The 22,773-nt window shown below is 69.8% G+C and carries 20 protein-coding genes and 1 tRNA gene; 10 read left to right on the top strand and 11 right to left on the bottom strand.

All coding sequences use genetic code 11. From position 1 onward, the window contains the following. Nucleotides 1-5: 5 nt before the first annotated feature. The 3 genes from WA670_RS44370 to WA670_RS44360 all read right to left on the bottom strand — a co-directional run bounded on the left by WA670_RS44370 (nt 6) and on the right by WA670_RS44360 (nt 3,580). Complete coding sequence (locus WA670_RS44370; RefSeq protein WP_037820483.1) at nt 6-989, bottom strand: beta-ketoacyl-ACP synthase III; 984 nt, start codon at nt 987-989, stop codon at nt 6-8. Further along, nucleotides 986-1,897, bottom strand: a complete 912-nt coding sequence (locus WA670_RS44365; protein WP_078870821.1) for an ACP S-malonyltransferase — start codon at nt 1,895-1,897, stop codon at nt 986-988. Before WA670_RS44365 ends, WA670_RS44370 begins: the two co-directional genes overlap by 4 nt. A 471-nt stretch (nt 1,898-2,368) precedes the next feature. After that, nucleotides 2,369-3,580: a PucR family transcriptional regulator gene (locus WA670_RS44360; RefSeq protein WP_037820487.1), complete on the bottom strand. Its 1,212-nt coding sequence runs from the start codon at nt 3,578-3,580 to the stop codon at nt 2,369-2,371. A gap of 155 nt (nt 3,581-3,735) precedes the next feature. Between WA670_RS44360 and WA670_RS44355 the strand changes: the two genes are divergently transcribed. The 4 genes from WA670_RS44355 (at nt 3,736) to WA670_RS44340 (ending at nt 8,511) form a co-directional block, all read left to right on the top strand. After that, entirely contained in the window at nt 3,736-4,653 is a 918-nt protein-coding gene (locus tag WA670_RS44355) for an ABC transporter ATP-binding protein (RefSeq protein WP_336162186.1), read from the top strand. Further along, nucleotides 4,650-5,864, top strand: coding sequence for an ABC transporter permease (locus WA670_RS44350; RefSeq protein ID WP_134733728.1), 1,215 nt, complete (start codon nt 4,650-4,652; stop codon nt 5,862-5,864). Before WA670_RS44355 ends, WA670_RS44350 begins: the two co-directional genes overlap by 4 nt. A gap of 726 nt (nt 5,865-6,590) precedes the next feature. After that, complete coding sequence (locus tag WA670_RS44345) at nt 6,591-7,454, top strand: mechanosensitive ion channel family protein (protein WP_078870822.1); 864 nt, start codon at nt 6,591-6,593, stop codon at nt 7,452-7,454. Nucleotides 7,455-7,872: 418 nt separating this feature from the next. Further along, nucleotides 7,873-8,511 (top strand): nicotinamide mononucleotide transporter family protein, encoded by a 639-nt coding sequence (locus WA670_RS44340; RefSeq protein ID WP_037820491.1) that lies wholly within the window; start codon nt 7,873-7,875, stop codon nt 8,509-8,511. Between the two features lie 2 nt (nt 8,512-8,513). Here WA670_RS44340 and WA670_RS44335 read toward each other — a convergent pair whose 3' ends face one another. The 3 genes from WA670_RS44335 to aceE all read right to left on the bottom strand — a co-directional run bounded on the left by WA670_RS44335 (nt 8,514) and on the right by aceE (nt 12,969). Beyond that, the gene (locus WA670_RS44335) at nt 8,514-8,759 is read right to left on the bottom strand and encodes a hypothetical protein (RefSeq protein WP_336162183.1); all 246 of its coding nucleotides are present in this window, start codon (nt 8,757-8,759) and stop codon (nt 8,514-8,516) included. Between the two features lie 97 nt (nt 8,760-8,856). Next, nucleotides 8,857-10,068 (bottom strand): alpha-hydroxy acid oxidase, encoded by a 1,212-nt coding sequence (locus WA670_RS44330; protein WP_037820496.1) that lies wholly within the window; start codon nt 10,066-10,068, stop codon nt 8,857-8,859. Nucleotides 10,069-10,173: 105 nt separating this feature from the next. Beyond that, nucleotides 10,174-12,969 carry a pyruvate dehydrogenase (acetyl-transferring), homodimeric type gene (gene aceE / locus WA670_RS44325; protein WP_275295081.1) on the bottom strand — a complete coding sequence of 932 codons (2,796 nt, stop codon included), beginning with the start codon at nt 12,967-12,969 and terminating at the stop codon, nt 10,174-10,176. 398 nt (nt 12,970-13,367) lie between these two features. On the opposite strand from aceE, the gene WA670_RS44320 reads away from it, so the two are divergent. From WA670_RS44320 to WA670_RS44310, 3 genes are all read left to right on the top strand, one after another. Then, nucleotides 13,368-13,802 carry a DUF3052 domain-containing protein gene (locus tag WA670_RS44320; RefSeq protein WP_009074710.1) on the top strand — a complete coding sequence of 145 codons (435 nt, stop codon included), beginning with the start codon at nt 13,368-13,370 and terminating at the stop codon, nt 13,800-13,802. A gap of 55 nt (nt 13,803-13,857) precedes the next feature. After that, entirely contained in the window at nt 13,858-14,322 is a 465-nt protein-coding gene (locus WA670_RS44315) for a peroxiredoxin (protein WP_238607726.1), read from the top strand. Between the two features lie 44 nt (nt 14,323-14,366). Continuing rightward, nucleotides 14,367-14,438 (top strand) — tRNA-Val (locus WA670_RS44310). A 280-nt stretch (nt 14,439-14,718) separates the two neighbouring features. On the opposite strand, the gene WA670_RS44305 is transcribed toward WA670_RS44310, so the two are convergent. Continuing rightward, a complete protein-coding gene (locus WA670_RS44305) occupies nt 14,719-15,903 on the bottom strand; it encodes an aminotransferase class V-fold PLP-dependent enzyme (RefSeq protein ID WP_336162178.1) in 1,185 nt (394 codons plus the stop codon). 45 nt (nt 15,904-15,948) lie between these two features. Here WA670_RS44305 and WA670_RS44300 point away from each other — a divergent pair, with 45 nt between their 5' ends. Continuing rightward, nucleotides 15,949-16,563, top strand: coding sequence for a GntR family transcriptional regulator (locus WA670_RS44300; protein WP_336162176.1), 615 nt, complete (start codon nt 15,949-15,951; stop codon nt 16,561-16,563). 4 nt (nt 16,564-16,567) lie between these two features. Then, nucleotides 16,568-17,329: a metallophosphoesterase gene (locus tag WA670_RS44295; protein WP_336162174.1), complete on the top strand. Its 762-nt coding sequence runs from the start codon at nt 16,568-16,570 to the stop codon at nt 17,327-17,329. Here WA670_RS44295 and WA670_RS44290 read toward each other — a convergent pair. From WA670_RS44290 to WA670_RS44275, 4 genes are all read right to left on the bottom strand, one after another. Continuing rightward, a complete protein-coding gene (locus tag WA670_RS44290; RefSeq protein ID WP_336162173.1) occupies nt 17,319-18,944 on the bottom strand; it encodes a CocE/NonD family hydrolase in 1,626 nt (541 codons plus the stop codon). The two genes, WA670_RS44295 and WA670_RS44290, sit on opposite strands and share 11 nt — an antisense overlap. 171 nt (nt 18,945-19,115) lie before the next feature. Continuing rightward, nucleotides 19,116-20,060 carry an asparaginase gene (locus WA670_RS44285; RefSeq protein WP_336162172.1) on the bottom strand — a complete coding sequence of 315 codons (945 nt, stop codon included), beginning with the start codon at nt 20,058-20,060 and terminating at the stop codon, nt 19,116-19,118. Further along, the gene (locus WA670_RS44280) at nt 20,057-21,493 is read right to left on the bottom strand and encodes an amino acid permease (protein ID WP_037820504.1); all 1,437 of its coding nucleotides are present in this window, start codon (nt 21,491-21,493) and stop codon (nt 20,057-20,059) included. Before WA670_RS44280 ends, WA670_RS44285 begins: the two co-directional genes overlap by 4 nt. Further along, entirely contained in the window at nt 21,490-22,167 is a 678-nt protein-coding gene (locus WA670_RS44275; protein ID WP_043835998.1) for a FadR/GntR family transcriptional regulator, read from the bottom strand. The genes WA670_RS44280 and WA670_RS44275 overlap by 4 nt, the downstream gene beginning before the upstream one ends. Before the next feature lie 392 nt (nt 22,168-22,559). Here WA670_RS44275 and WA670_RS44270 point away from each other — a divergent pair. Continuing rightward, a partial coding sequence (locus WA670_RS44270) for a PHP domain-containing protein (protein WP_336162170.1) occupies nt 22,560-22,773 on the top strand: 214 nt, incomplete at its 3' end.

Here is a 22,773-nt window from a genome sequence, read left to right as displayed (position 1 = left end):
ATCGCTCAGGGCAGGACGAACGCCTGCGCGGCATAGGAAAGCCCGGCTCCGAAGCCGACCGCCAGCACCACGTCGCCGCTTTTCGCCGTCCCCGCCTTGCGCATGTGGTCCAGCGCCATCGGGATCGAAGCGGACGAGGTGTTGCCCGAGTACTTGATGTCGTCGGCCACCACCATGTCCTCGCGCGCCCCCTTGGCGCGCAGCTTCTTGGCGATCGACTCGACGATCCGGAGGTTCGCCTGGTGCGGTGCCAGCACGTCCACATCGGACGGTTGCAGCCCGGCGGCTTCCAGCGCGCGCAGCGCGATCGGCGCGATCTGCGTGGTCGCCCAGCGGAAGACCGACTGGCCCTCCTGGTAGATCCACTGGTGGTCGCGCATGTAGATGAGGTCGACGAGGTCGCCCGCGCTGCCCCACACGACCGGGCCGATGCCCGGTTCGTCGGACCCGCCGACCACCGCGGCTCCCGCGCCGTCGGCGAAGATGATCGCGTTCGCGCGGTCGGTCGGGTCCACGACGTCGGTGAGCTTCTCCGCGCCGATCACGAGGACCTTCTTCGCCGAGCCCGCGCGCACGAGGTCGGAGGCGACGCCGAGGCCGTAGCAGAATCCGGCGCACGCGGCGTTGAGGTCGAACGCGCCGGGGGCCGCGACGCCGATCCGCGCGGCGACCTGCCCGGCCGCGTTCGGGATCTGGGAGGGCATGGTGCAGTTGGGCACGATGACCGTGTCCACTTCGGACGCGTCGAGGCCCGCGTCGGCGAGCGCTTCGGACCCGGCGGCGACGGCGTAGTCGACCAGCACGTCGTCCTTCTCGCCGAACCGCCGCTCGATGATGCCGACGCGGTCGCGGATCCACTGGTCGCTGGTGTCCATGACCTGCGACAGGTCGTCGTTCGTGACGATCCGGTCCGGCTGGTAGCTGCCGAAGCCGAGGATGCGGGCGGCGGGGGCGCCCTGGGCCAGGCGCAGGGTGGGGCGGGCGGTCACTGGGCGTCCTCCTCGCGCAGCGCCGCCAGCTCGGCGGGCGACTTCAGCGCGGTGGTAGTGGTGACGACGCCCTTGAGCTGCCGCTTGACCAGTCCGGTCAGGGTGCCCGCGGGCGCCAGTTCGACGGTGCGGTCCACGCCGAGCGAGACGAGCCCGTCCATGGTGAGGTCCCAGCGGACCGGGCGGGTCACCTGGGCGACGAGCCTGCGCAGGTACTCCGCGCCGCTCGTGACGACCTGACCGTCGGCATTGGACAGCAGCGGGCGCGTCGGGTCGGCCGGGGAGAGACCGGCGGCGTGCTCGCGCAGGGCGTCTTCCGCGGGGGCCATGTAGGGCGTGTGGAAGGCGCCGGCGACCTTGAGCGCACGGATCTTCGTGCCCTCCATCGGCTCGGCGATGATCTTCTCGATCGCGGCGGCGGATCCGGAAGCGACGATCTGCCCGGCCCCGTTGCGGTTCGCGGCGGCGAGGCCCTGGCTTTCCAGCCACGCGGCGACTTCCTCGGGATCGCCGAGCATCACCGCGGCCATCGACGTCGGTTCGAGCGCGCAGGCCTTGGCCATCTCGGCGCCGCGGACCGCGGCGAGCGCGACGGCGTCGGCCGGGCTGAGCACCCCGGCGATCGCGGCCGCGGCCAGTTCGCCGACGGAGTGGCCGGCGACCGGAGCGTCGTCGGCGACCGGGAGGTGCTCGAAGGACAGCAGGGACAGCGCGACGATCAGCGGCTGCGCGACAGCGGTGTCCTGGATCTCCTCGGCGCCGGCTTCCGTGCCGAGCCGGATCAGGTCGAGCCCGCAGCGGGCGGACCACTCTTCGACGCGCGCGCGGGCGCCGTCGAGCTCGAGCCACGGAGCGAGCATGCCGGGGGCTTGGGAACCCTGGCCGGGGGAGAGGACTGCAACTGTCACGCTGTCTATGAGACCACGGGACCCGTCGCGCTTCGGCTGCGGGCGGTCACCAAGTCCGCGCGGCGTTATTGGAGGAAACCTCCAAAGACCCGCCGGAGAACCCGGCCCTTAACCCATCCGCCTTGTGGGATTCAACCAGCGCTTGCCGTGAAGTCTGTCACCCGCCACGCGCTCGCCGCGTCCCTGTCACGCCGTGGTCGCGCCTCGGCTCGGAGGGACGGAGCAGGATGCTCCCAATGTGGCATTGGGTGCGTCAGACGCACCGAACGCCACATTGGGTGCGTGACATGCACCCAATGCCACATTGGGGTTTTTCAGCAGCGCGGCGTGCGGCGTTGTTGCGGCGATGCGCGGGCGGCGTCGACCGGGCCGAAACGGGAGAGGCTCCGCCCCGGCGCGCCTTGCTGGCCGGGCCCGCAGCACCTCTTACTCACCGCGCACCGCGTTAGTGAGAAAACCTCACTGTGGCGGTCACCAAAGCCCGCGGGCCCGGGCGAGTCTGCCCACCGTGAGCGCGACCCGCAGCACCAGTGCGTCGCGGGCGTCGGTCGGGTTGCGGCCGGTGAGTTCGGCGGCTTTGCGCAGCCGGTACCGGACCGTGTTCGGGTGCACGAACAGCGTTTGCGCGCAGCGTTCCAGCACCCCGCCGGTGTCCAGATAGGTCTCGACCGTGCGCTGCAGGGCGGCTCCGGCTTCTTCCAACGGCCGGGCCACGAGGTCGACCAGCAGCCGTTCCGCGCCGGGGTCGCCGGAGAGGGCTCGTTCAGGGAGGAGGTCGTCGGAGCGCACTGGGCGCGGCGCGGCGGGCCAGCCGACCACCGCGCGCAGGCCAGACAGTGCCTCGGCCGCGCTGTGGTGAGCCTCGGCCAGCGTCGGGACAGTCGGACCCGCCACGACCGGGCCGTCGGCGAAGACCGTTGACATCCGGGCCAGGATTTCGCGTTCCTTCGGCCCGCCCTCGGTGGGGCCGCCGATCACGATCACCAGCCGCGAGCCTTGCACCGACAGCAGCACCGCGCGGCCGACGCGGGCGGCGCGGGCGCGGACGTCGAAAACCACCGTCGGCGGGTCGTCCGACGGTGGATTTCCCACCAGCACAGTCGCCGCCGCGGCCGGATCCCACCCGAGCGCCGCGGCTCGCGAAAGGACGGATTCTTCGGCGTCCCCGCGGACGATTCCGTCCACCACGAGCGCTTCGAGCCGGGCGTCCCACGCGCCGCGCGCTTCCGCCGCCGCGGCGTAGGAATTGGCCGCGGCGAAAGCGATTTCCCTGCCGTAGCGCAGAATTCCTTCGATCAACGCGGCACGTTCGGCTTCCGAAGCGGCGAATTCGGGGAGCTGCTCCTCGAATACCTCGATCGCGAGCCGCACCATCGCGACGGCCTGGCGCAGGCTGATCCAGCGCGACACTTCGGTCGGCGCGTCGCGGAAGGCCTCGGTGGTGAGCTTCAGCGCTTCCTTCGAATCCCGCAGCCACGCGACGAATCCGCTGGCCCCGGTCTGCGTGATCAGCAGAACGCTGGCGCGCTGGTCGGCGGGAAGCCGCGCGAACCACACCAGCCGGCGTTCCATTTCCGCGACGCTCGCGCTCGCCAGCCGCCCGGAGGCGTGCTCCAGGCTGCGCAGGGTTTTCGCGGACAGTCCGTGGTGCTTGCGCGCTGGGCGTCCCGTGGTGTCGGCCATGTCGGATCCGATCCTACGTGCCGCGCGCGACCCGCAACTTTAGGCGGATGCGACGGCGACCTCGGGCGGTGGGCGGCGCCTGGACGAAGTGCCTAGGATCCGGGGTGGGGTGGTAGGGGATCACCCCGCGCGAAAAAAGAACAGGGGGACGGGCCATGCCAGAGCCCGGACTGGAGATCGACGGGATCTCCAAACGGTACGGCGCCGTGGTGGCGCTCGAGAAAATGACGTTCGACGTGCGGCCGGGGGAGCTTTTCGGATTCGTCGGCAGCAACGGGGCGGGCAAAACGACCACCATGCGCATCGCGCTCGGGGTGCTGAGCGCCGACGCGGGCCAGGTTCGCTACGCGGGCGAGCCCATCACGCACGAAACGCGCCGGCAGATCGGCTACATGCCCGAGGAACGCGGCCTGTACCCGAAGACGAAGGTCGGCGAACAGCTCACGTATCTGGCCCGGCTGCACGGAATGCCCGCCGCCGCGGCGAAGGCGTCGAGCGAACGGTGGACCGAACGCCTCGGCGTGGCCGCGCGCCGCGACGACGAGGTGCAGAAGCTCAGCCTCGGCAACCAGCAGCGCGTGCAGCTGGCCGCCGCGCTGGTGCACGAACCGCGGATTCTCGTGCTGGACGAACCGTTTTCCGGATTGGACCCGGTGGCCGTCGACGTGATGAGCGACGTGCTGAAGGAGAAGGCCGCCGAGGGCGTTCCGGTCGTGTTTTCCAGCCACCAGCTGGATTTGGTGGAACGGCTGTGCGACCGGATCGGGATTGTCCGGAGTGGACGGATGGAGGCGTCCGGCACGGTGGCGGAACTGCGCGCGGGCGGGACCGTCCGGCTGCTCGTCGACGCGCCGGAGGCTCCGGAAAACTGGGCCGCCGCGCTGCCCGGCGTGACCGTGCTCGGCCGCAAGGGCCCGGTGACCGAACTGGAACTGGCTGACGGCGCCGACGACCAGGCGGTGCTGCGCGCCGCGCTGGCGACCGGCCCGGTGCGGGAATTCGCCCGCAAACTGCCGTCCCTGACCGAGTTGTTCCGTTCTGTCGTGTCCGAGCAGCAGGAGGCCGCGGCATGACCGGGTCGAACATCCAGATGAGCCCGATGTCCGCGGTCGGCCTCGTCGCCGGGCGGGAAATCACCACACGGGTCAATTCCAAGGCCTACCGCATCACCACGCTGGTGATGGTGGTCATCGTCGTCGGGCTGGCGCTGGTCTTCAAGCTCTTCAACGGCGGCGGGGGCGCCGACGCGACGGTCGGCTACGTGCCGGCCGCCTCGCCGCTGGCGCAGCCGCTGAGCGCGACGGCGAAGTCGATCGGCCAGACCGTCGCGACGCAGCAGGTGCCCGACGAGAAGACCGGCCAGGACAAGCTCCGGGACGGCTCGATCGACGCGCTGCTGGTGCAGGACGCGAAGCGGGTGCACGTCCAGGTGAAGAAGGACCTGGACGCGAAGCTGAAGAACACGTTCACCGTGCTCGAGGGGCAGCTGGCGCTCAACCAGCAGATCGAGTCCCTCGGCGGCGATCCGGCGAAGGTGCGCCAGGCGACCGCCGAGGCGACGATCGACGAACTGCCGCCGCTCGAGAAACCGTACGACTACAACGGGCAGCAGCTGGTGCTCGGCATCATCGCGGGCATCCTGATCTACCTCTCGCTGATGCTCAACGGGCAGAGCGTGGCCCAGGGCGTCGTCGAGGAGAAAACCTCGCGGGTGGTCGAACTGCTGCTGTCGACGATCAAACCGTGGCAGCTGATGGCCGGGAAGGTGCTCGGCATCGGCGTCGTCGGGCTGATCCAGATGCTGGCGATCGGCGTGGCCGGCGTCGCGGCCGGGCTCGGGTTCGGGGTGCTGACGATCTCGGTGAACGCCGCGGTCGGCACCGTGATCTGGCTGATCGTCTGGTACCTGCTCGGGTTCTTCATGTATTCGATCGTGTTCGCCGCTCTCGGCGCGCTGGTGTCGCGGCAGGAGGACGTGGGCGGTGCGACGATGCCCGCGCTGATGTTCGTGATCGCCGGGTACGTGGTGGGGATTTCGATCCTGCCGTCGAATCCGGGCAGCCCGCTGGCCGAGGTGCTGTCGCTGATCCCGGTGTTCGCGCCGACGCTGATGCCGATGCGGCTCGCGATGGGCGGCGTGCCGGTGTGGGAGGCGGTGCTGTCGGTGGGCCTGGTGATCGTGCTGATCCCGGCGCTGATCTGGCTGGCCGCGCGGATCTACCGCAACGCGGTGATGCGCACCGGCGCGAAGGTGAAGCTGCGGGACGCCCTGCGCGCGGCCTGACCGCGAAGTTCCGGACGGCGGGCCGCGGCGGAATGCCGCGGCCCGCCGTTTGTGTTCCGAAGCCTCTACTCTCGGTGGACGCGTTGTCCCGGTGAGGGACCTGGGCAGCGGAGGCCCTAACCCACGTGGGTTAGCGGCATCGGGTGAGTTGCGTGAACGCCGCCCTCGCGAACCCGCCGTTCCGGTCACCCGGCCGAGCGCCCGTTAATGACCTTCGCGCGGCATCTCCGCCGGGCGCTATTGCCGCCGCGCGGTAATCCGGCACGTGTGCGGAAGGCCCGCGCAATTCGCCGCCGCGGGCTGTCGCGCGACGCGAATTCGCACCGCACAGACCGCGCCCGCACGGGATTCCCGTCCGGACATCTCCGCCGCCGTCCGCTGGTCGGCACGCAAATCCGTCGGCGACTCGCCAATCGCCCGAACATGAAGGCCAGATGAACGGCGGAGAAAACCCGAACCGCATTCGTCTCGGAAGCGCCCGCGCGCGGCGATAAAGAGCGGAAAATGTTCGAGGCCGCTCGGCGCTTGCGGTTTTCGCTGCGCCGAGCGGCCTCGTCTCCCCGGTCCCCACCGGTAGGACAAGTATGGCGGCGATTGATCTTCCCGCGCCAGTCGTCTCACTCGATCGTGGTGCACAGCACTCGGGCGCAGTGGGTACCTGTCCTGCGACCCGGTGCGACAGGACGGTGCCGGAATCCACGTCGAACCGCGGCGAAGGGAGCCAGCGTGGGTGAACAACTCAAGGACGGACTCGGACAGGCCTGGAATCTGGTGGCCACGTTCGTCCCGAAACTCGTGGGTTTTCTGATCATCCTCTTGATCGGCTGGCTGATCGCGAAAGCCGTGTCCAAAGCGGTCGGGCTCGTTCTCGGAAAGCTCGGTTTCACGCGGATGGTGGAGAAGACCGGGCTGACCGGAATGGTGAAGGGCGCGAATCTCGACGCCACCGCGGTGCTCGTGAAACTCGTCTACTACTTCATTCTGCTGATCGCGCTGCAGCTGGCGTTCGGGGTGTTCGGGCAGTCGAACCCGGTGAGCCAGCTGCTGAACGACATCATCGCGTTCCTGCCGAGGATCCTGGTCGCGGTGGTGCTGATCATCGTCGCGGCGGCGATCGCGAAGGTCGTGCGGGACGTCGTCGCGGGCGCGCTGTCGGGCCGTTCGGCCGGGCGGCTGCTCAGCACGATCGCGTACTGGCTGGTGATGGCGTTCGGCATCATTGCGGCGCTGGGCCAGGTGAACATCGCGACGGCGGTGACCGGCCCGATCCTGATCGCGGTGCTGGCGACCGCCGGCGGCGTGATCGTGGTCGGCTTCGGCGGCGGCCTGATCAAGCCGGCCCAGGAACGCTGGGGCGGCTGGCTGGCGAACCTGCAGGGCCAGGTCGGCTCCGGCAACGGTGCGCGGGAGCAGGGCCAGGTGAGCGGGCAGCACGCGCACGCCGGGCAGGCCAGGACGCAGAGCTACCCGCAGTCGCAGTCGGGCAGCCTTCCGCAGCCGGGTGAGCAGACCCGCCAGATGCCCGCGGACGGCGGTCGCCCGCCGGAGCCGCCGACCCCGCCCGCCGGGTTCGGCCGCGTGGACCGCTGAGCGGAGGCCAGTCGAGCCGGGGATTCCGCGGACAGCGAGCTGATCCGCGGAGGTTCGCCGGCTCCGGGCCGTGCTGCTGACCGGATTCGAACCCGGCCGGCGGCTTCGCTGACGGCCTTCCCCGATCCGCGGGTCGGGGACAAGGGGCCGCGTTGCTTCGGCAGCGCGGCCCTGCGGTCTGCCCGGCGCCATTCCGCTCGTGGCGGTCGGCAAGGGCGGCACGCGGGGCTGGGTCTCGATGACCCACAGTCGGCCCCGCCGTTCCGGGCGATGGAGGCCCGGCGCCACCTCGGCGCCGGGCCTCCGCCGTGTCCGGCTCCGGCGTCCACTCAGCGGGACTGTCTGCAGTCTCACATCGGCACGGGAATGGCGGCTCCGTGTTGCATGTTGGGAGGCGTAGATCGGAAGGGGTGCCGACGTGGACTTCCTGTTGCATCACGGCGTGACCGTGTTCGGCCAGTGGATCTCGATCGCCGAGCTGGCCGGGCAGGTGTTCGCGCTCGCGGTCGTGTTCCTCGCGCAGCGGCGGACGCTGTGGACCTGGCCGGTGCAGGTCGGCGCGACCGTCCTGCTCTTCTCCGTTTACGCGTCCGCGCATCTCGGCGGGCTCGCCGGACGGCAGGTCGCGATCCTGCTCATCTCGCTCTACGGCTGGTGGGCCTGGAACCGCAGGACCGACCCGGTGTACGGCGTCGTCGTGCGCAAGGGCCGCTGGACCGAGCGAGCCGTGATGCTCGGCGCGTTCGGGCTGGGCACGGTCGCGATGGCGCTGACGCTCCAGGCACTCGACGCCTCGTGGGCGCCCTGGCCGGACGCCGCGATCTTCGTCGGGACGCTCGTCGCGTTCGCCGCGCAAGGCGTCGGGCTCGTGGAGTTCTGGGGCGTGTGGCTGGTGGTCGACGCGATCGGCGTGCCGCTGCAGATCAGCTCCGGCCTGTACTTCTCGGCCGCGATCTACATTGTCTTCGCCGCGCTGGTCGTCCACGGCTGGGTCACCTGGAACCGCTCGGCGCGCACCGCGGTGTCCGGCGAGAAGGCCGTCGCCGCGGCGCGCTGAGGTCAGGCGCCGAGCGCGAGCCGCCCGTCCGGGGTCAGCTCGGCCCGCGTCCACTGCCCGACCGGGCCGCCCAGTGCGGACACCGGGCGGACCAGGCCTTCCCGGACGAGATCGTGCGCGGTCGTCTGGTCGCAGCAGGGCAGGCCGTCGACCCTCAGATCCGGTTCGCAGCTGCGGGTGAGTTCGGCTCGGCCGGCGGCGATCGCGCGGAGCATCGCCAGCGCGCGGCGGTTCAGCGTGACGGACATGGTCTTTCCCCCTCGGATCTTCCGAAGGCAGGAGACGTGATATCCGTCACTGGATACGCGATTACGCCGACCGCACCAGTCCGCGCCCGCGCCCCGCTCAGCGGAGCGTGGCGTGGGTGGGGCGCAGGTCGTCCACCCGCCGGACCCCGAGCAGCTGCATCGTGCGGATCATCTCGGTGCGCAGGATGTCCACGCAGCGCTGCACGCCGCGTTCGCCGCCCGCCATCAGGCCGTACAGGAACGCGCGGCCGATCAGCACCGCGTTCGCGCCGCGGGCGAGCGCGGCCACGATGTCGCCGCCGGACAGGATGCCGGTGTCGACCCAGACTTCTGCGCTGTCCTGGACCGCGTCCAGCGTCGCGGGCAGCAGCTCGATCGGCGTCGGGGCCCGGTCGAGCTGACGGCCGCCGTGGTTGGACAGCAGGACCGCGTCCGCGCCGTGTTTCACCACCTCGCGGGCATCGTCGACGTTCTGCACGCCCTTGATCACGAGCTTGCCCGGCCAGGTCTGGCGCACCCAGTCGAGGTCGTCGAAGTTCAGCGTCGGGTCGAAAAGCTTGTCCAGCAGTTCCGCGACGGTGCCGCCGAACCGGTTGAGCGAAGCGAAGTTCAGCGGCTCGGTGGTCAGCATGTTGAACCACCAGGCCGGATGCATCGCGCCGTCCACGAACGTCTTCAGCGTGATCGCGGGCGGGATGGTGAGGCCGTTGCGGACGTCGCGCAGCCGCTGGCCCGCGACCGGGGTGTCGACGGTCAGCAGGAGCGTGTCGTATCCGCTCTCCCACGCGCGATTCATCAGATCTTCGCCCGCGCCGTGGTCGCGCCACACGTACAGCTGGAACCACTTGCGCGCGTCCGGCGCGGCGGCCGCGAGATCCTCGATCGACGTGGTGCCCATCGTCGAAAGCGCCATCGGCATGTTGTTGCGCTGCGCCACCCTGGCCACCGCGCGCTCGCCCTCGGTCTGCATCATCCGCGTGAACCCGGTGGGCGCGAACGCGAACGGCAGCGCCGAGCGCTTGCCGAGGATCTCCCTGCTGGTGTCCACATCGGACACCCCGCGCAGCACGTTGGGCTGGAACTCCACCCGGCGGTAGGCCTGCCGGGCGCGGCGCAGGCTGTCCTCGAGTTCGGCCGCGCCGTCGGTGTAGTCGAACGCCGCGCGCGGGGTCCGCTTGCGCGCGATCATCCGCAGGTCGGCGATCGTGTGCGCGCCGGCCAGGCGCCGGTCGGTCGGGTTGAGCACGATCGGCTTCGGCCGCAGGATCTCTTTGAGCTCGCTGGGCCGGGGCAGGCGACGCTGGGTCACGCTCGACCACCTTTCGTCAGGCATCCGGATACATCCGATGTCTACCTTAAGGCAGAGGCCCCTCCGGGAAATCGTCCCGGAGGGGCCTCCGCGGTCAGGCAGCGGTCACGCGTTGCCGGAGTCGGACGTCTGCGGCCCGGCGGCCGCCACGTCGTCGAGCCGGTAGCGGCGCGCCGCCTCGGCGACCTTCGCCTGGTCGAACTCGCCGCGCTTGGCGAGCGCGGACAGCGCGCCGACGGTGATCGACTCGGCGTCCACCAGGAACTTGCGCCGCGCGGCCGGGCGGGTGTCGGAGAAACCGAACCCGTCGGTGCCGAGCGTGAGCATGTCGGTGGGCACCCACGGGCGGATCATGTCCGGCACCGCGCGCATCCAGTCCGACACCGCCACGACCGGGCCGGAAACCTCGGCCAGCTTCTGCGTGACGTACGGAACCCGCGGCGTCTGGTCCGGGTGCAGCAGGTTCTCGTGGTCGATCTCGACCGCTTCGCGGCGCAGTTCGCCCCACGACGTCGCCGACCACACCGCGGCCCGCACGCCCCACTCCTCGGCCAGCATCTTCTGCGCCTTGAGCGCGTCCGGCATCGTGACGCCGGAGACCAGCACCTGGACCTCCGGGCCGTCGCCCTCAGGGGCGTCGGCGTACCGGTAGAGACCCTTCAGGACGCCGTCGACGTCCAGGTTCTCCGGCTCCGCCGGCTGCTGGTACGGCTCGTTGTAGATGGTGATGTAGTAGAAGACGTTCTCGCCGTTGCCGTCCGGGCCGGTCTCGCCGTACATCCGGCGCAGGCCGTCCTTGACGATGTGGGCGATCTCGAACGAGTACGCCGGGTCGTACGCCACCACGGCCGGGTTCGTCGCCGCCAGCAGCAGCGAGTGCCCGTCCGCGTGCTGCAGACCCTCACCGGTGAGCGTGGTGCGGCCGGCGGTGGCTCCCAGCACGAAACCGCGGGCCATCTGGTCCGCCGCCGCGTACAGGCCGTCGCCGGTGCGCTGGAACCCGAACATCGAGTAGAAGATGTAGATCGGGATCATCGGCTCGCCGTGCGTCGCGTACGACGTGCCGACGGCGGTGAACGACGCGGTGGAACCCGCCTCGTTGATGCCCTCGTGCAGCAGCTGGCCCTTCTCGGACTCCTTATACGCCAGCATCAGGCTCGCGTCGACCGAGGTGTAGGTCTGGCCGTGCGGGTTGTAGATCTTGGCGGTCGGGAACATCGAGTCGAGGCCGAACGTGCGCGCCTCGTCCGGGATGATCGGGACGATCCGCTTGCCGATCTCCGAGTCCTTCGCCAGCTCGCGGATGAGCCGGACGATCGCCATCGTGGTGGCGACCTCCTGCTTGCCCGAGCCCTTGCGGACGCCCTCGTAGACCTTGTCGCCGGGCAGCACGAGCGCCTTGGCGGTCTTCGGGCGGCGCTCCGGCAGGTACCCGCCCAGCGCCTTGCGGCGGCCGCGCATGTACTCGATCTCCGGCGAATCCGGGCCGGGGTGGAAGTACGGCGGCAGCTTCGGGTTCTTCTCGAGCTCCTCGTCGCTGATCGGGATCCGCTGCGCGTCCCGGAACAGCTTCAGGTCGTCGAGGGTGAGCTTCTTCATCTGGTGCGTGGCGTTGCGGCCCTCGAACGACGGGCCGAGGCCGTAGCCCTTGATGGTGTGGGCCAGGATCACCGTCGGCTGGCCGTGGTGCTCCATGGCCGCCTTGTACGCCGCGTACACCTTGCGGTAGTCGTGCCCGCCGCGCTTGAGGTTCCAGACGTCGGCGTCGGACAGGTCCTTGACCAGTTCCTTCGTCCGCGGGTCGCGGCCGAAGAAGTGCTCGCGGACGAAGGCGCCGTCGTTGGCCTTGTACGTCTGGTAGTCGCCGTCCGGCGTGACGTTCATCAGGTTGACCAGCGCGCCGTCGCGGTCGGCCGAGAGCAGCGCGTCCCACTCGCGGCCCCAGATGACCTTGATCACGTTCCAGCCGGCGCCGCGGAAGTAGGACTCCAGCTCCTGGATGATCTTGCCGTTGCCGCGCACCGGGCCGTCGAGCCGCTGCAGGTTGCAGTTGATCACGAAGGTCAGGTTGTCGAGGCCCTCGCCCGCGGCCACGTGGATCAGGCCGCGCGATTCGGCCTCGTCCATCTCGCCGTCGCCGAGGAACGCCCAGACGTGCTGGTCGGAGGTGTCCTTGATGCCGCGGTCGTGCAGGTAGCGGTTGAACCGCGCCTGGTAGATCGCGTTCATCGGGCCGAGGCCCATCGACACCGTCGGGTTCTCCCAGAACTCCGGCATCAGCCGCGGGTGCGGGTACGACGGCAGGCCGCCGCCCTCGCCCGCGTGGCTGTACTCCTGGCGGAACCCGTCGAGCTGCTGCTCGGAAAGGCGGCCCTCGAGGAACGCGCGCGCGTACATGCCGGGGGAGGCGTGGCCCTGGAAGAAGACCTGGTCGCCGCCGCCGGAGTGGTCCTTGCCGCGGAAGAAGTGGTTGAAGCCGACCTCGTACAGCGCCGCCGACGAGGCGTAGGTGGAGATGTGGCCGCCGACGCCGACGCCCGGCCGCTGCGCGCGGTGCACCATGATCGCCGCGTTCCAGCGGATGTAGCGGCGGTAGCGGCGCTCGATCTCCTCGTCGCCCGGGAACCACGGCTCGTTCTCGGTGGGGATCGTGTTCACGTAGTCGGTCGACGTGAGCGCCGGGACGCCGACGTTGCGCTCCCTGGCGCGCTCGAGGATGCGCAGCATCAGGTACCTGGCCCGCTGCTGGCCCCCTCGGGCCAGCGCCTCGTCGAAGGAGTCCAGCCATTCGCTGGTCTCTTCCGGGTCGATGTCGGGAAGGTGCGCCGCGAGTCCGTCACGGATGACGCGTACGCGAGCCGGGGTCTCCTTGCCGGAGGCGCCGTCGTTCTGCGGGGCCAAGGGGTCTCCTTGTAGCTGGTTGTAGCCGTTGTAGCTGGTGGGCGGGAGTGCTCGCCGACGTCCATGGTCGTCCCGGTTGGGGTTCCCGTCACCTGTACTGCCCGGTAACATCGGCCGCCCGAGTGTCGCCACTCCCCGCGCACGGTGTATCGCGCGCGCGTTTTCTCTCCTCCACCCTAAAGGAGGCTCCCGGGGAGGGCTTCGCAGCGGTGGGTACTGAATGCCACCCGGAGTCGGGCGGGGAGGCGGCAAGCCCCTACGCTGCAGACACGACTTGCCAAAGATCCGGTGTGGACGGTTGCGCGCAGCGCCGCGTCAGTGTTCGCTGTTCGACAACCGTGTATCCGAGTGCGGCGGACCTACCGCCGCGCTCCGTCGTAGTTGGAGGAGTGGAAGCAGTGGTCGCCGCGGGAGACGCAGGCAACGCCGGCGTCGCCGAGAGCCTTGGCATCAAGCCGGACATGGTGGTCCAGGAGATCGGCTGGGACGAGGACGTCGACGACGACGTCCGCGCGGCGATCGAGGAAACCATCGGCGGTGAGCTCCTCGACGAAGACGCGCAGGAGGTCATCGACGTTGTGCTGCTGTGGTGGCGCGACAACGACGGAGACCTCGGGGACGCGCTGGTCGACGCGCGAGGCCCGCTGGACGAGAACGGCGTGATCTGGGTGCTGACCCCGAAGACCGGGCAGCCCGGGCACGTCGAGCCCAGCGACATCGCCGAGGCGGTGCCCCAGGTCGGGCTCGCCCAGACGGCCAACATCAGCGTGGGCCCCGGCTGGCTGGGCACCCGGCTGGTGTCGCCGAAGTCCTCGAAGGCCAAGCAGCGCTGAGGCCGCGATAGGGTGGGCGGCACGCTCGTGTTCGCTCTGGAGAGGAATCGCCGGTATGGCCGTCGAGGTCGGTTCGCAGGCCCCTGACTTCACGCTCAACGACTACAACAAGCAGCCGGTCACGCTGTCGCAGTTCAAGGGCGACAAGCCGGTCCTGCTGGTGTTCTACCCGTTCGCTTTCAGCGGGATCTGCACCGGCGAACTGTGCCAGCTGCGCGACGAGTTCGGCGACTACGACGGCAAGGGCGTCCAGGTGCTGGGCGTCTCGGTCGACACGCCGTTCTCGCTCAAGGCGTGGGCCGAGGTCGAGGGCTACCAGTTCCCGCTGCTGTCGGACTTCTGGCCGCACGGCGAGGTGGCGCAGAAGTACGGCGTGTTCAACGACCAGGCAGGGCTCGCCGTCCGCGGCACCTTCCTGATCGACACCGAAGGCGTGGTCCGCTTCGCCGAGGTCAACGCGCCGGGCGAGGCGCGCGACCAGTCCGGGTGGAAGAAGGCGGTCGAGGAACTGACCGCCTGAATTCTTTTCGCTCGCCGGGGCGGGGACTCCCCGTTCCGGCGCGCGGGCGCATAGCTCAGCGGGAGAGCACTCGGTTTACACCCGAGCGGTCGCAGGTTCGATCCCTGCTGCGCCCACCGTTCTCGAGCCGACCCCATCCGGTGAAAGCTTTACCGGATGGGGTCGGCTTGTTTTCGTTGCTGGACTGTCGAGCATCCGGTGCGGTGTCCGCGGACACAAGAGAAGGCCCCTCGAACCGGGATCCCCCATCGTTCCCGGCCCAAGAGGCCTTCTCGTTCCTCCCCTTGCCCCGTCGGGCCTGCCCCCTCGACAGGCCCGGCCGCAGCGCACTCCGCGGGTGTACGCGAGACAAGAGGCGGCTTCGGCGGCGCTGGATACTGCGCCAACCGGGTGATCTCACCGCGTGAGTGCGGCGACCTCTCCGACCAGCCGGTCGATCTCCTCGTCGGTGTTGTAGTAGTGCACCGACGCGCGCACCAGATCCGGCAATTGGCGGGCGGTGAAGTCGTACTGCGCCGACGGCGGGCGCGCCACGCTCGTGTTGATTTTCGCCGCGTTCAGCCGGTCCTTGATCCCGTCCGCGGACAGTCCGTCGACGCTGAAGGTCACGAGCCCGCATTTGCGCGCGCCCGCGTCGTGCACGGTGACTCGGTCCAGTTCGGCCAGGCGGGAGCGCAGGGTCGCGGCCAGGGCGGTGACGCGTTCTTCGATCGCCGGCAGGCCCCATTCCAGCGCGTAGTCCACGGCCGCGCCGAGGCCGAGTACCGCGGCGTAATCGCGTTCCCATACCTCGAATCGCTTGGCGGTCGGGTCGACGACGTACTCGGTGGGGGAGGTCCACTTGGCCGAGTGCAGGTCGAGCATCGCCGGTTCGAGACGGTCGCGCAGCCGCGGGTGCACGTACAGGAAGCCGGTGCCGCGCGGGCCGCGCAAGTACTTGCGGCCGGTGGTGGTCAGGGCGTCGCAGCCGATGCGTTCGACGTCGAGGTCCAGTTGTCCGGCCGACTGGCACGCGTCGAGCAGGAACGGGATGCCCGCCTCGCGCGCGACAGCGCCGATTTCCTCGGCGGGGTTCACCAGGCCGCCCTGGGTGGGCACGTGGGTCACCGCGATGAGCTTGACGTCGGAGTCGATCCGGCGGCGCAGGTCGGCGACGTCGAGCTGGCCGGTTTCGTCGTCGCCCACGACCTCGACGGTCGCTCCGGTGCGGCGCGCGATCTGGAGGTAGGCGATGGCGTTGCTGGCGTATTCGGCGCTCGCGGTGAGGATCCGGTCGCCCGGCCCGAATGGCAGCGCGTAGAAGATCGCCTGCCACGAGCGGGTGGCGTTGTCGCTGAGTGCGATGTCGTCCGGAGCGGCGTTGAGCAACCGCGCGATCGAGGCGTACACGCCGTCGATGCGGTCCTTGGCCTGTTCGACCGCTTCGTAGCCGCCGAGCAGAGATTCGGTGCGCAGGTAGTCGATCACGGTGTCGGTGACGCGTGCGGGAGGGAGGGCGGAGCCGGCGTTGTTGAAGTGCGTGACTCCGACGCACCCTGGGGTTTCGGACCGTGCGCGGGCGACATCGAAAGAGCTGGCCATATGAACTGAATACAGTACGAGTCAACTGTGTGCAATACTCGCCGCATGGGCAAGAGACTCCTGCGCGGTGAACTCATCGAGGAGATCACCGCGCGCGTCCTCGACGGACGGTTTCCCGCCGAGACCCGGATCAACGAGGTCCACTTGGCAAACGAGCTGGGTGTCTCCCGCACGCCGTTGCGCGAGGCGCTGATCGGACTGGCCGACCGCGGGCTGCTCGTCGCCGCGCCGGGGCGCGGATTCCTCGTCGCGCCACTCGATCCGCAGGAAGCGCGCCGGCTGTACCCGCTGATCGCCGAACTGGAAGCGCTTGCCCTGCGCTGGACGTCGCCGCTGGAACTCGCCTCGCTGCCGGACGCGCTCGACCGGATTTCCGACGAGATAGCCGATTCCTGCGATCTCTCGGCAGCGGACGACCGTTGGCACGCGCTGCTCACGTCCCGCTGCGGCAACCCCCATCTGCTGCGCTTGATCGAACAGACAAAGCCGTTGCTCAAACGCTACGAGACGGCATACTTCGGCGGGCGGGACCGAGTAGCGGAGAGCGTGGCCGAGCACCGCGAGATCGCGGCGGCCTTGCGGGCGAACGATTTGCCCGGCGCGTCCGCGCTGCTGGTCCGGAACTGGGTGAAAGCGTTGACGTACTTGCAAGGGAGCTGATCCGGTGCGGGTTTTCGCGCATCTTTCCGACATCCACCTCGACGGCAGCGAGCGCGCCGACGCACGGGCCGCCGCGGTGACGCGGTACCTGCGAAACCTCGAAGCGCCGGTCGATGCCGTGTTCGCCACCGGCGACATCGCCGATCACGGCCTGCCCGAGGAATACCGTCGCGCGGCCGAACTGCTGGACCTTCCGGTGCCGGTGGCGGTCTGCCCCGGCAACCACGACGTCCGCGCGCGGTTTCGCGAGGTGCTACTGGGAGAGCCGGCTGGCGACGCACCGGTGAACTCCGCGACCAAGGTGGCCGACGTCCTGCTCGTGTCGTGCGATTCGACGATCCCGGGCAAGGGCGCGGGCTACCTCGCCGACGAGACGCTCGCCTGGCTGGACGACACGCTCGCCGGGCACGACGGTCCGTCGTTCGTCGCGTTCCACCACCCGCCGCTCGACGTCGGGGTGCCGCTGGTGGACGCGATCCGCCAGACCGGCGAAGACCGTCTCGCTGCCGTGCTGAAGCGGCACCCCGGCGTCGTGGCGCTGTTGTGCGGGCACGTGCACACCGGCGCTGCAACAGAGTTCGCGGGCGTGCCGGTGCGGATCGCGCCGGGCGTGGTGTCCGGTTCACTGCTGCCGGTGGAACCCGGCGCGGGCCGCGGCTGGGACGAAGGCGGGCCGCTGGACTTCGACAGCCCGCCGTCGCTGCTGCTGCACGTGCTGCACGACGACGGCAGGCTGACGACGCATCAGCGCGCGGTCACCGAGTAAAGACCGGCAGCGTGACCCGCGAGGGCCGGGTCTCGTCGTGGAACACCTCGAACCGGTTCGGCGTGCCGCGCACCGCGGACGAAACCCGTTCTCCCGTACCGTGATTGCGCGCGAACCGGGGGAACGCGCCGCCCGCGACCTGAACCCGCAACCGGTGCCCGCGACGGAAGCGGTACGCGGTCGGGTCGAGCTCCACCTCGGCCCGCACCACTCCGTCGGCGTCGGCTTCCGGCAGGCCGGGACGCAGCCGCAGGATCCCGTCGGTGACGTTGCGCGAGATGCCGCTGGGATCGACGTCGCACAGCCGCACGTACACGTCGGCGTCGGCCAATTCGGTCCGCACGAACACGGTGGCGGACACATCGCCGATCACGTCGACGTCGTGCACCAGCGGTTCGCCGGTGAACACCAGCACGTCGTCGCGCGCCTCGATCTCGGAATTGTCGCGCTGCTTGGACTTTCCCATCAGCAACGGCCCGCCGACGGCCGGGGTCGGGTCCGCCGGGTCGTAGGTGAAGGGCGTGGGCAGGGCCTCGCCGGGCACCGTTTCGCCGAGACCGCCGACCGGGCGCAGGTGTGCGTGCGTGGGCTCGGAAGCCGGCGGCCAGTGGTCGAAATCGAGCCAGGTCGACGCCTTCTGCAGGAAGATCCGCACGGGGGAGCGCTGCAACTGGGTGCGGTCGTCGGCGAGGTGCGCGCGCAGGAAGCCGAGCTGGTCCTGGATCAGCACGCGGAAGCTGGCCGGTTCGCCGTGCGACCACGGGCCGACGGTGATCCGCGGCGACCGTCCGGCGTCCTGCAGCGTGCGGAAGTCCCGCATCTGCGCGCGGATGAACAGGTCGTACCAGCCGGTGACCATGCTGACCGGCACGTCGAGTTTCGCGACTTCGGCGCTGTGGTCGGACATCTGCCAGAAATCGTCGTCCGGGTCGGCGTGCTCGGTGACGTCCTGGAGGAATTGCACCGGCTTGCCGATCGCCGCCACGTCCGCGCCCGCGATCGGCAGGTACGCCATCGCACTGCGCGTGCGCCGCGTCTGCAACGGGTTCGGCAGCGCGGCGAACCGCTCCTCCTGCTTCCCGATCATCGCCGACCAGGACACCATGTTGTCCGCCGCGAGCACCCCGCCCGGATAGAACGTGCTGACGAATTCCGACGCGGTGATCCCGAGGCACATGGCTTCCAGCGGCGGGTCGAGATACGGGCCGACTGCCCATTGCGTGTGCCCGAGGTAGCTCGCGCCCGCCATCGCGATCCGCCCGTCGCACCAGGGCTGTGCGCGCAGCCATTCGACGGTGGCGATCCCGTCCTCGCGTTCGAGGTGGAACGGGCGGAATTCGCCTTCGGAGCCGAAGGTGCCGCGGGTGCTTTGCAGGACGGTTTGCAGCCCGTGGCGCGCGAAGGTTTCGCCGAAGAGTTTGGCGAGGGGGCCGGTGCGGCCGTAGGGGGTGCGGATCAGGACTACGGGGCCGTTCGTCAGGCCCGCCGGGGTGTAGCGGTCGGCTAGGAGGTGCACGCCGTCGTGCATCGGGACGCGGAGGCCCTTGGCGGCGGTCGGGGCCGGACCCTCGGCGGCGGGGAGACCGAGCAGTCGGTCGACGATTCGGTTCAGCACGTAATCGAACGTACGCGAGTCGCTACCGTTCCGCTCTTGGTGAGAAGTGGGGTACGTGGGGCACCCCGAATCCCGAGTGCGCTGACGGTTCGGGGTGCGGGGCCGGACCGGTGGCTGGTCGTGAAGGGAACCCTGAGGGAATCAGAGTCAATGAGGGTTCCCCTCACGTACCTAGGCGGCGAGTGCGTCCGTCACTTGGAGGGCGGGGTTGCTGAAGGGGGCGAGCAGTTCCGGATCGACGCCTGCTCGTGCCAACGCCGCGGCGAGTACCGCGGGACGGGCTCGGTCGCCGCCGTCCGCGATCTTCAGCGCCACTGCGGTTCCGTCCGGCAACGCGGCGAGCTGCACGGCCTCGAAACCGTCCTTCGCGAGCAGTCCCGGCACCGCCCGCATCAGCCGGGTGACGTCGCGTCGGCTCCCGGCCACCAGATCCGGATGCTGCCGGATCCCGTTGGCCACCAACGATTCCGGTGAACCCTCCGGCGCGGTCGCGATCCGCGAAGCAGCCTTCGCCAAACCTCGCAGAGACAGCGCGAACAGTGGCGCACCGCAGCCGTCCGTGGCTACGCGCGGCACGGTTTGTCCGGTCAGTTCCTCGACGGTTTCCCGGATCGCGCGCTGCAACGGGTGTGCCGGATCGAGGTAACCGCCGACGTCCCACCGCTGCTCTTGGCAGACGGCCAGCATCGCGGCGTGCTTGCCGGAGCAGTTGTGCGCGAGTCGCGACGGCTGCCGTCCAGCAGCGATCCAGGCGTCCCGCTCGACCGGGTCGTAGGGCAGGTCAGCGGGGTTGCCCAGATCGGTTTCGGTGAAGCCGCGGCTTTCCAGCACGGCGGCGGCTGCCTCGAGATGCCGCGGTTCGCCGGAGTGGCTGGCCGCGGCGATCGCGAAACCGGACGGGTCGAGGCGCAGTCCGAGCCGGGCCATCGCGGCGGCCTGCAACGGCTTCGCGGTCGAGCGCGGGTACATCGCGACGTCCGGGTCGCCTGCCTCGAACAGCTTCGAACCATCAGGAGAGAGCACGACGACCGAACCGTGGTGGACGCCCTCGACCATGCCGTCGCGCAGAAGGTGGACCAGCGGGACGTGCCGCGGTTCGCGTTCCTGCGGGATCACGACGCCTCTGCCTTGTCGAACGCGCTCATGTCGATCCGCTTGCGCACGACGAACCAGCCGGCGACGAGCGCGACGACGATCACCGGCAGCGCCATCAGGGTGATCCGGCCGGTCTTGTCGAAGCCCATCAGCACGACGACCGCGGCGAGGAAGGCGAGCGTCGCGATTTCGGTGTAGGGCGAGAACGGCAGCCGGAAGTGCGGCCGGGTCACCTCGCCGCGCTTGGCCTTCCGCACGAACAGCAGGTGGCTGAGCACGATGATCGCCCAGGTGCCGAGGATGCCGACGGCGGCGAAGTTCAGCACGATCTCGAACGCGTCCTTCGGCACCACGTAGTTCAGCCCGACGCCGACCACGCACACCGACGACGTCAGCAGGATCCCGCCGTAGGGCACCTGGTTGCGGTTCATCACGCCGGTGAACTTCGGCGCGGACCCGGCCAGCGACATCGAGCGCAGGATCCGCCCGGTCGAGTACAGGCCGGAGTTGAGGCTCGACAGCGCGGCGGTCAGCACGACCAGGTTCATGATGCTGTCCGCGCCGGGCACGCCCAGCTTCGCCAGCACGGTGACGAACGGGCTCTGGTCGGCCGAGTACGCGTCCCACGGCAGCAGCATCGCCAGCAGCACGACCGAGCCGACGTAGAACAGCGCGATCCGCCACATGATCGAGTTGATCGCCTTGGGCACGATCTTCTTCGGGTTCTCCGTTTCGCCCGCCGCGACGCCGACCAGTTCGCACGAGGCGTAGGCGAACACGACGCCCTGCACGATCAGGATCATCGGCACGATGCCCGCCGGGAACACGCCGCCGTGGTCGGAGATCAGCTGCGGGCCGGGGATGTGGCCGTCGATCGGATGCTGCGTCACCAGCAGGACGATGCCGACGATCAGGAACAGCACCAGCGCGGCGACCTTGACGATCGAGAACCAGAATTCCATCTCGCCGAACAGCTTCACCGACACGAGGTTCAGCGACAGCACGACCGCCAGCGCGATCAGCGCGAGCACCCACTGCGGGATCGGCGTGAAGAACGACCAGAAGTGCGCGTACAGCGCGATGGCGGTGATGTCCGCGATGCCGGTCGTCGACCAGTTGAGGAAGTGCATCCAGCCCGCGACGTACGCGCCCTTCTCGCCCATGAACTCGCGCGCGTAGGACACGAACGCGCCGGACGACGGGCGGTGCAGGATCAGTTCGCCGAGCGAGCGCACCACGAAGAACGCGAAGAGCCCGCACACCGCGTACACGATCGCGAGCGCCGGACCGGCCTGCGCGAGCCGTCCGCCCGCGCCGAGGAACAGGCCGGTGCCGATCGCGCCGCCGATGGCGATCATGTTGATGTGCCGGGATTTCAGCGCCTTGTTGTATCCGGCGTCGCCCGCGTCGGCGGGACCCGCCTCGGCAGTGGCGGGCAGGGTTTCTTCACTCACGCGGTGGTACCTGTTTCTGCTTCGCCGGCGCGCGCCGGTCGGACGATCGTGGTCAGGGTCTTCTCGACGTGATCGAGATGCTCGGTCATCGCGGCCGCCGCCGCGTCTTCCTCGCCTTCGGCGATCGCCGTGACGATGCGCCGGTGCTCGACGTTCGACTGGGTGCGCCGTCCGCCGAGCTGGTTCAGGAACGCCGACTGGCGGGCCAGTGCGTCGCGGATCTCCTCGATCACCTTCGCGAACACCGGATTGCCAGATGCCCGTGCGATCGTGACGTGAAACTGTGAGTCGAGCGCCACCCAGGCGGCGTCCGCGGTCTCGGCGTCCATCCGGTCGACGAGATCGGCGAGCCGGGCGAGCTGGTCGGCATCGCGGCGGCGCGCGGCGTACGCGGCCACCGGGACCTCGACGTGCCTGCGCACTTCGACCAGGTCGCGGGCCGAGTAGTCGCCGAACGTAGGGTTCTCCGGCGGGCCGCTCGCGGTGACGAACGTGCCGCGGCCGGTGCGCGACACGGTCAGCCCGAGCGCCTGCAGCCCGCGCAGCGCCTCGCGCACGACCGAGCGGCTGACCTCGAACTCCCTGCTCAGCGCGGCCTCCGACGGCAGCTGGTCGCCGATCGCGTACTCGCCGTGCTCGATCGCCTGCCGCAGATGGCCGAGGACGGCCTCCATCGCGCTGACGCGCCGGGGGAGCGGTCCGGCTGCCCGGCTGTCAGACAGGTTCACGCGACGGATCGTCGGTTCCGGCCCGGCCGCTGTCAAGCCGAGCCATGGCCCCTTGCTCGGCGGTTGTGGGCTGGTTCACGCTCCCGGGTGACTCTGGGCGGCCCGGCTGTCCGAGGCGCCGGTTTTTGTCGGTGCCGGGTGCGACCGTGTCCGGGTACTGAGGGGCGCACCGGCGATCACCACGCCGAACGCGCCCGGCGCGTCGGAGCCGCGCCCGGCCTACGGAAGAGAGAGGATCCAGACGGAGCGCTCAGACCGCGGCGGACTAGGGTGGACAGCCCGGGCCCGCCGCGTCGACCGGAGCCGGGAAGCCGTCTGCCTAGGGGAGGTTTTCGCTGGTGTCGAACGATTCTTTCGTCCACCTGCACGTCCACACCGAGTACTCCATGCTGGACGGTGCGGCGAAGATCGGACCCCTTTTCGCGGAGGCGGCCCGGCTGAACATGCCGGCGGTCGGGATGACCGACCACGGGAACATGTACGGCGGCGACGAGTTCTATCAGACGTCGAAGAAGCACGGGATCAAGCCGATCATCGGGATCGAGGCGTACA

Source organism: Amycolatopsis sp. VC5-11 (assembly GCF_037034185.1).
GTDB classification, from domain to species: Bacteria; Actinomycetota; Actinomycetes; order Mycobacteriales; family Pseudonocardiaceae; genus Amycolatopsis; species Amycolatopsis nivea.
Note: the sequence above shows the minus strand (reverse complement) of the source record. Positions and strands in the feature narration are given on the sequence as shown.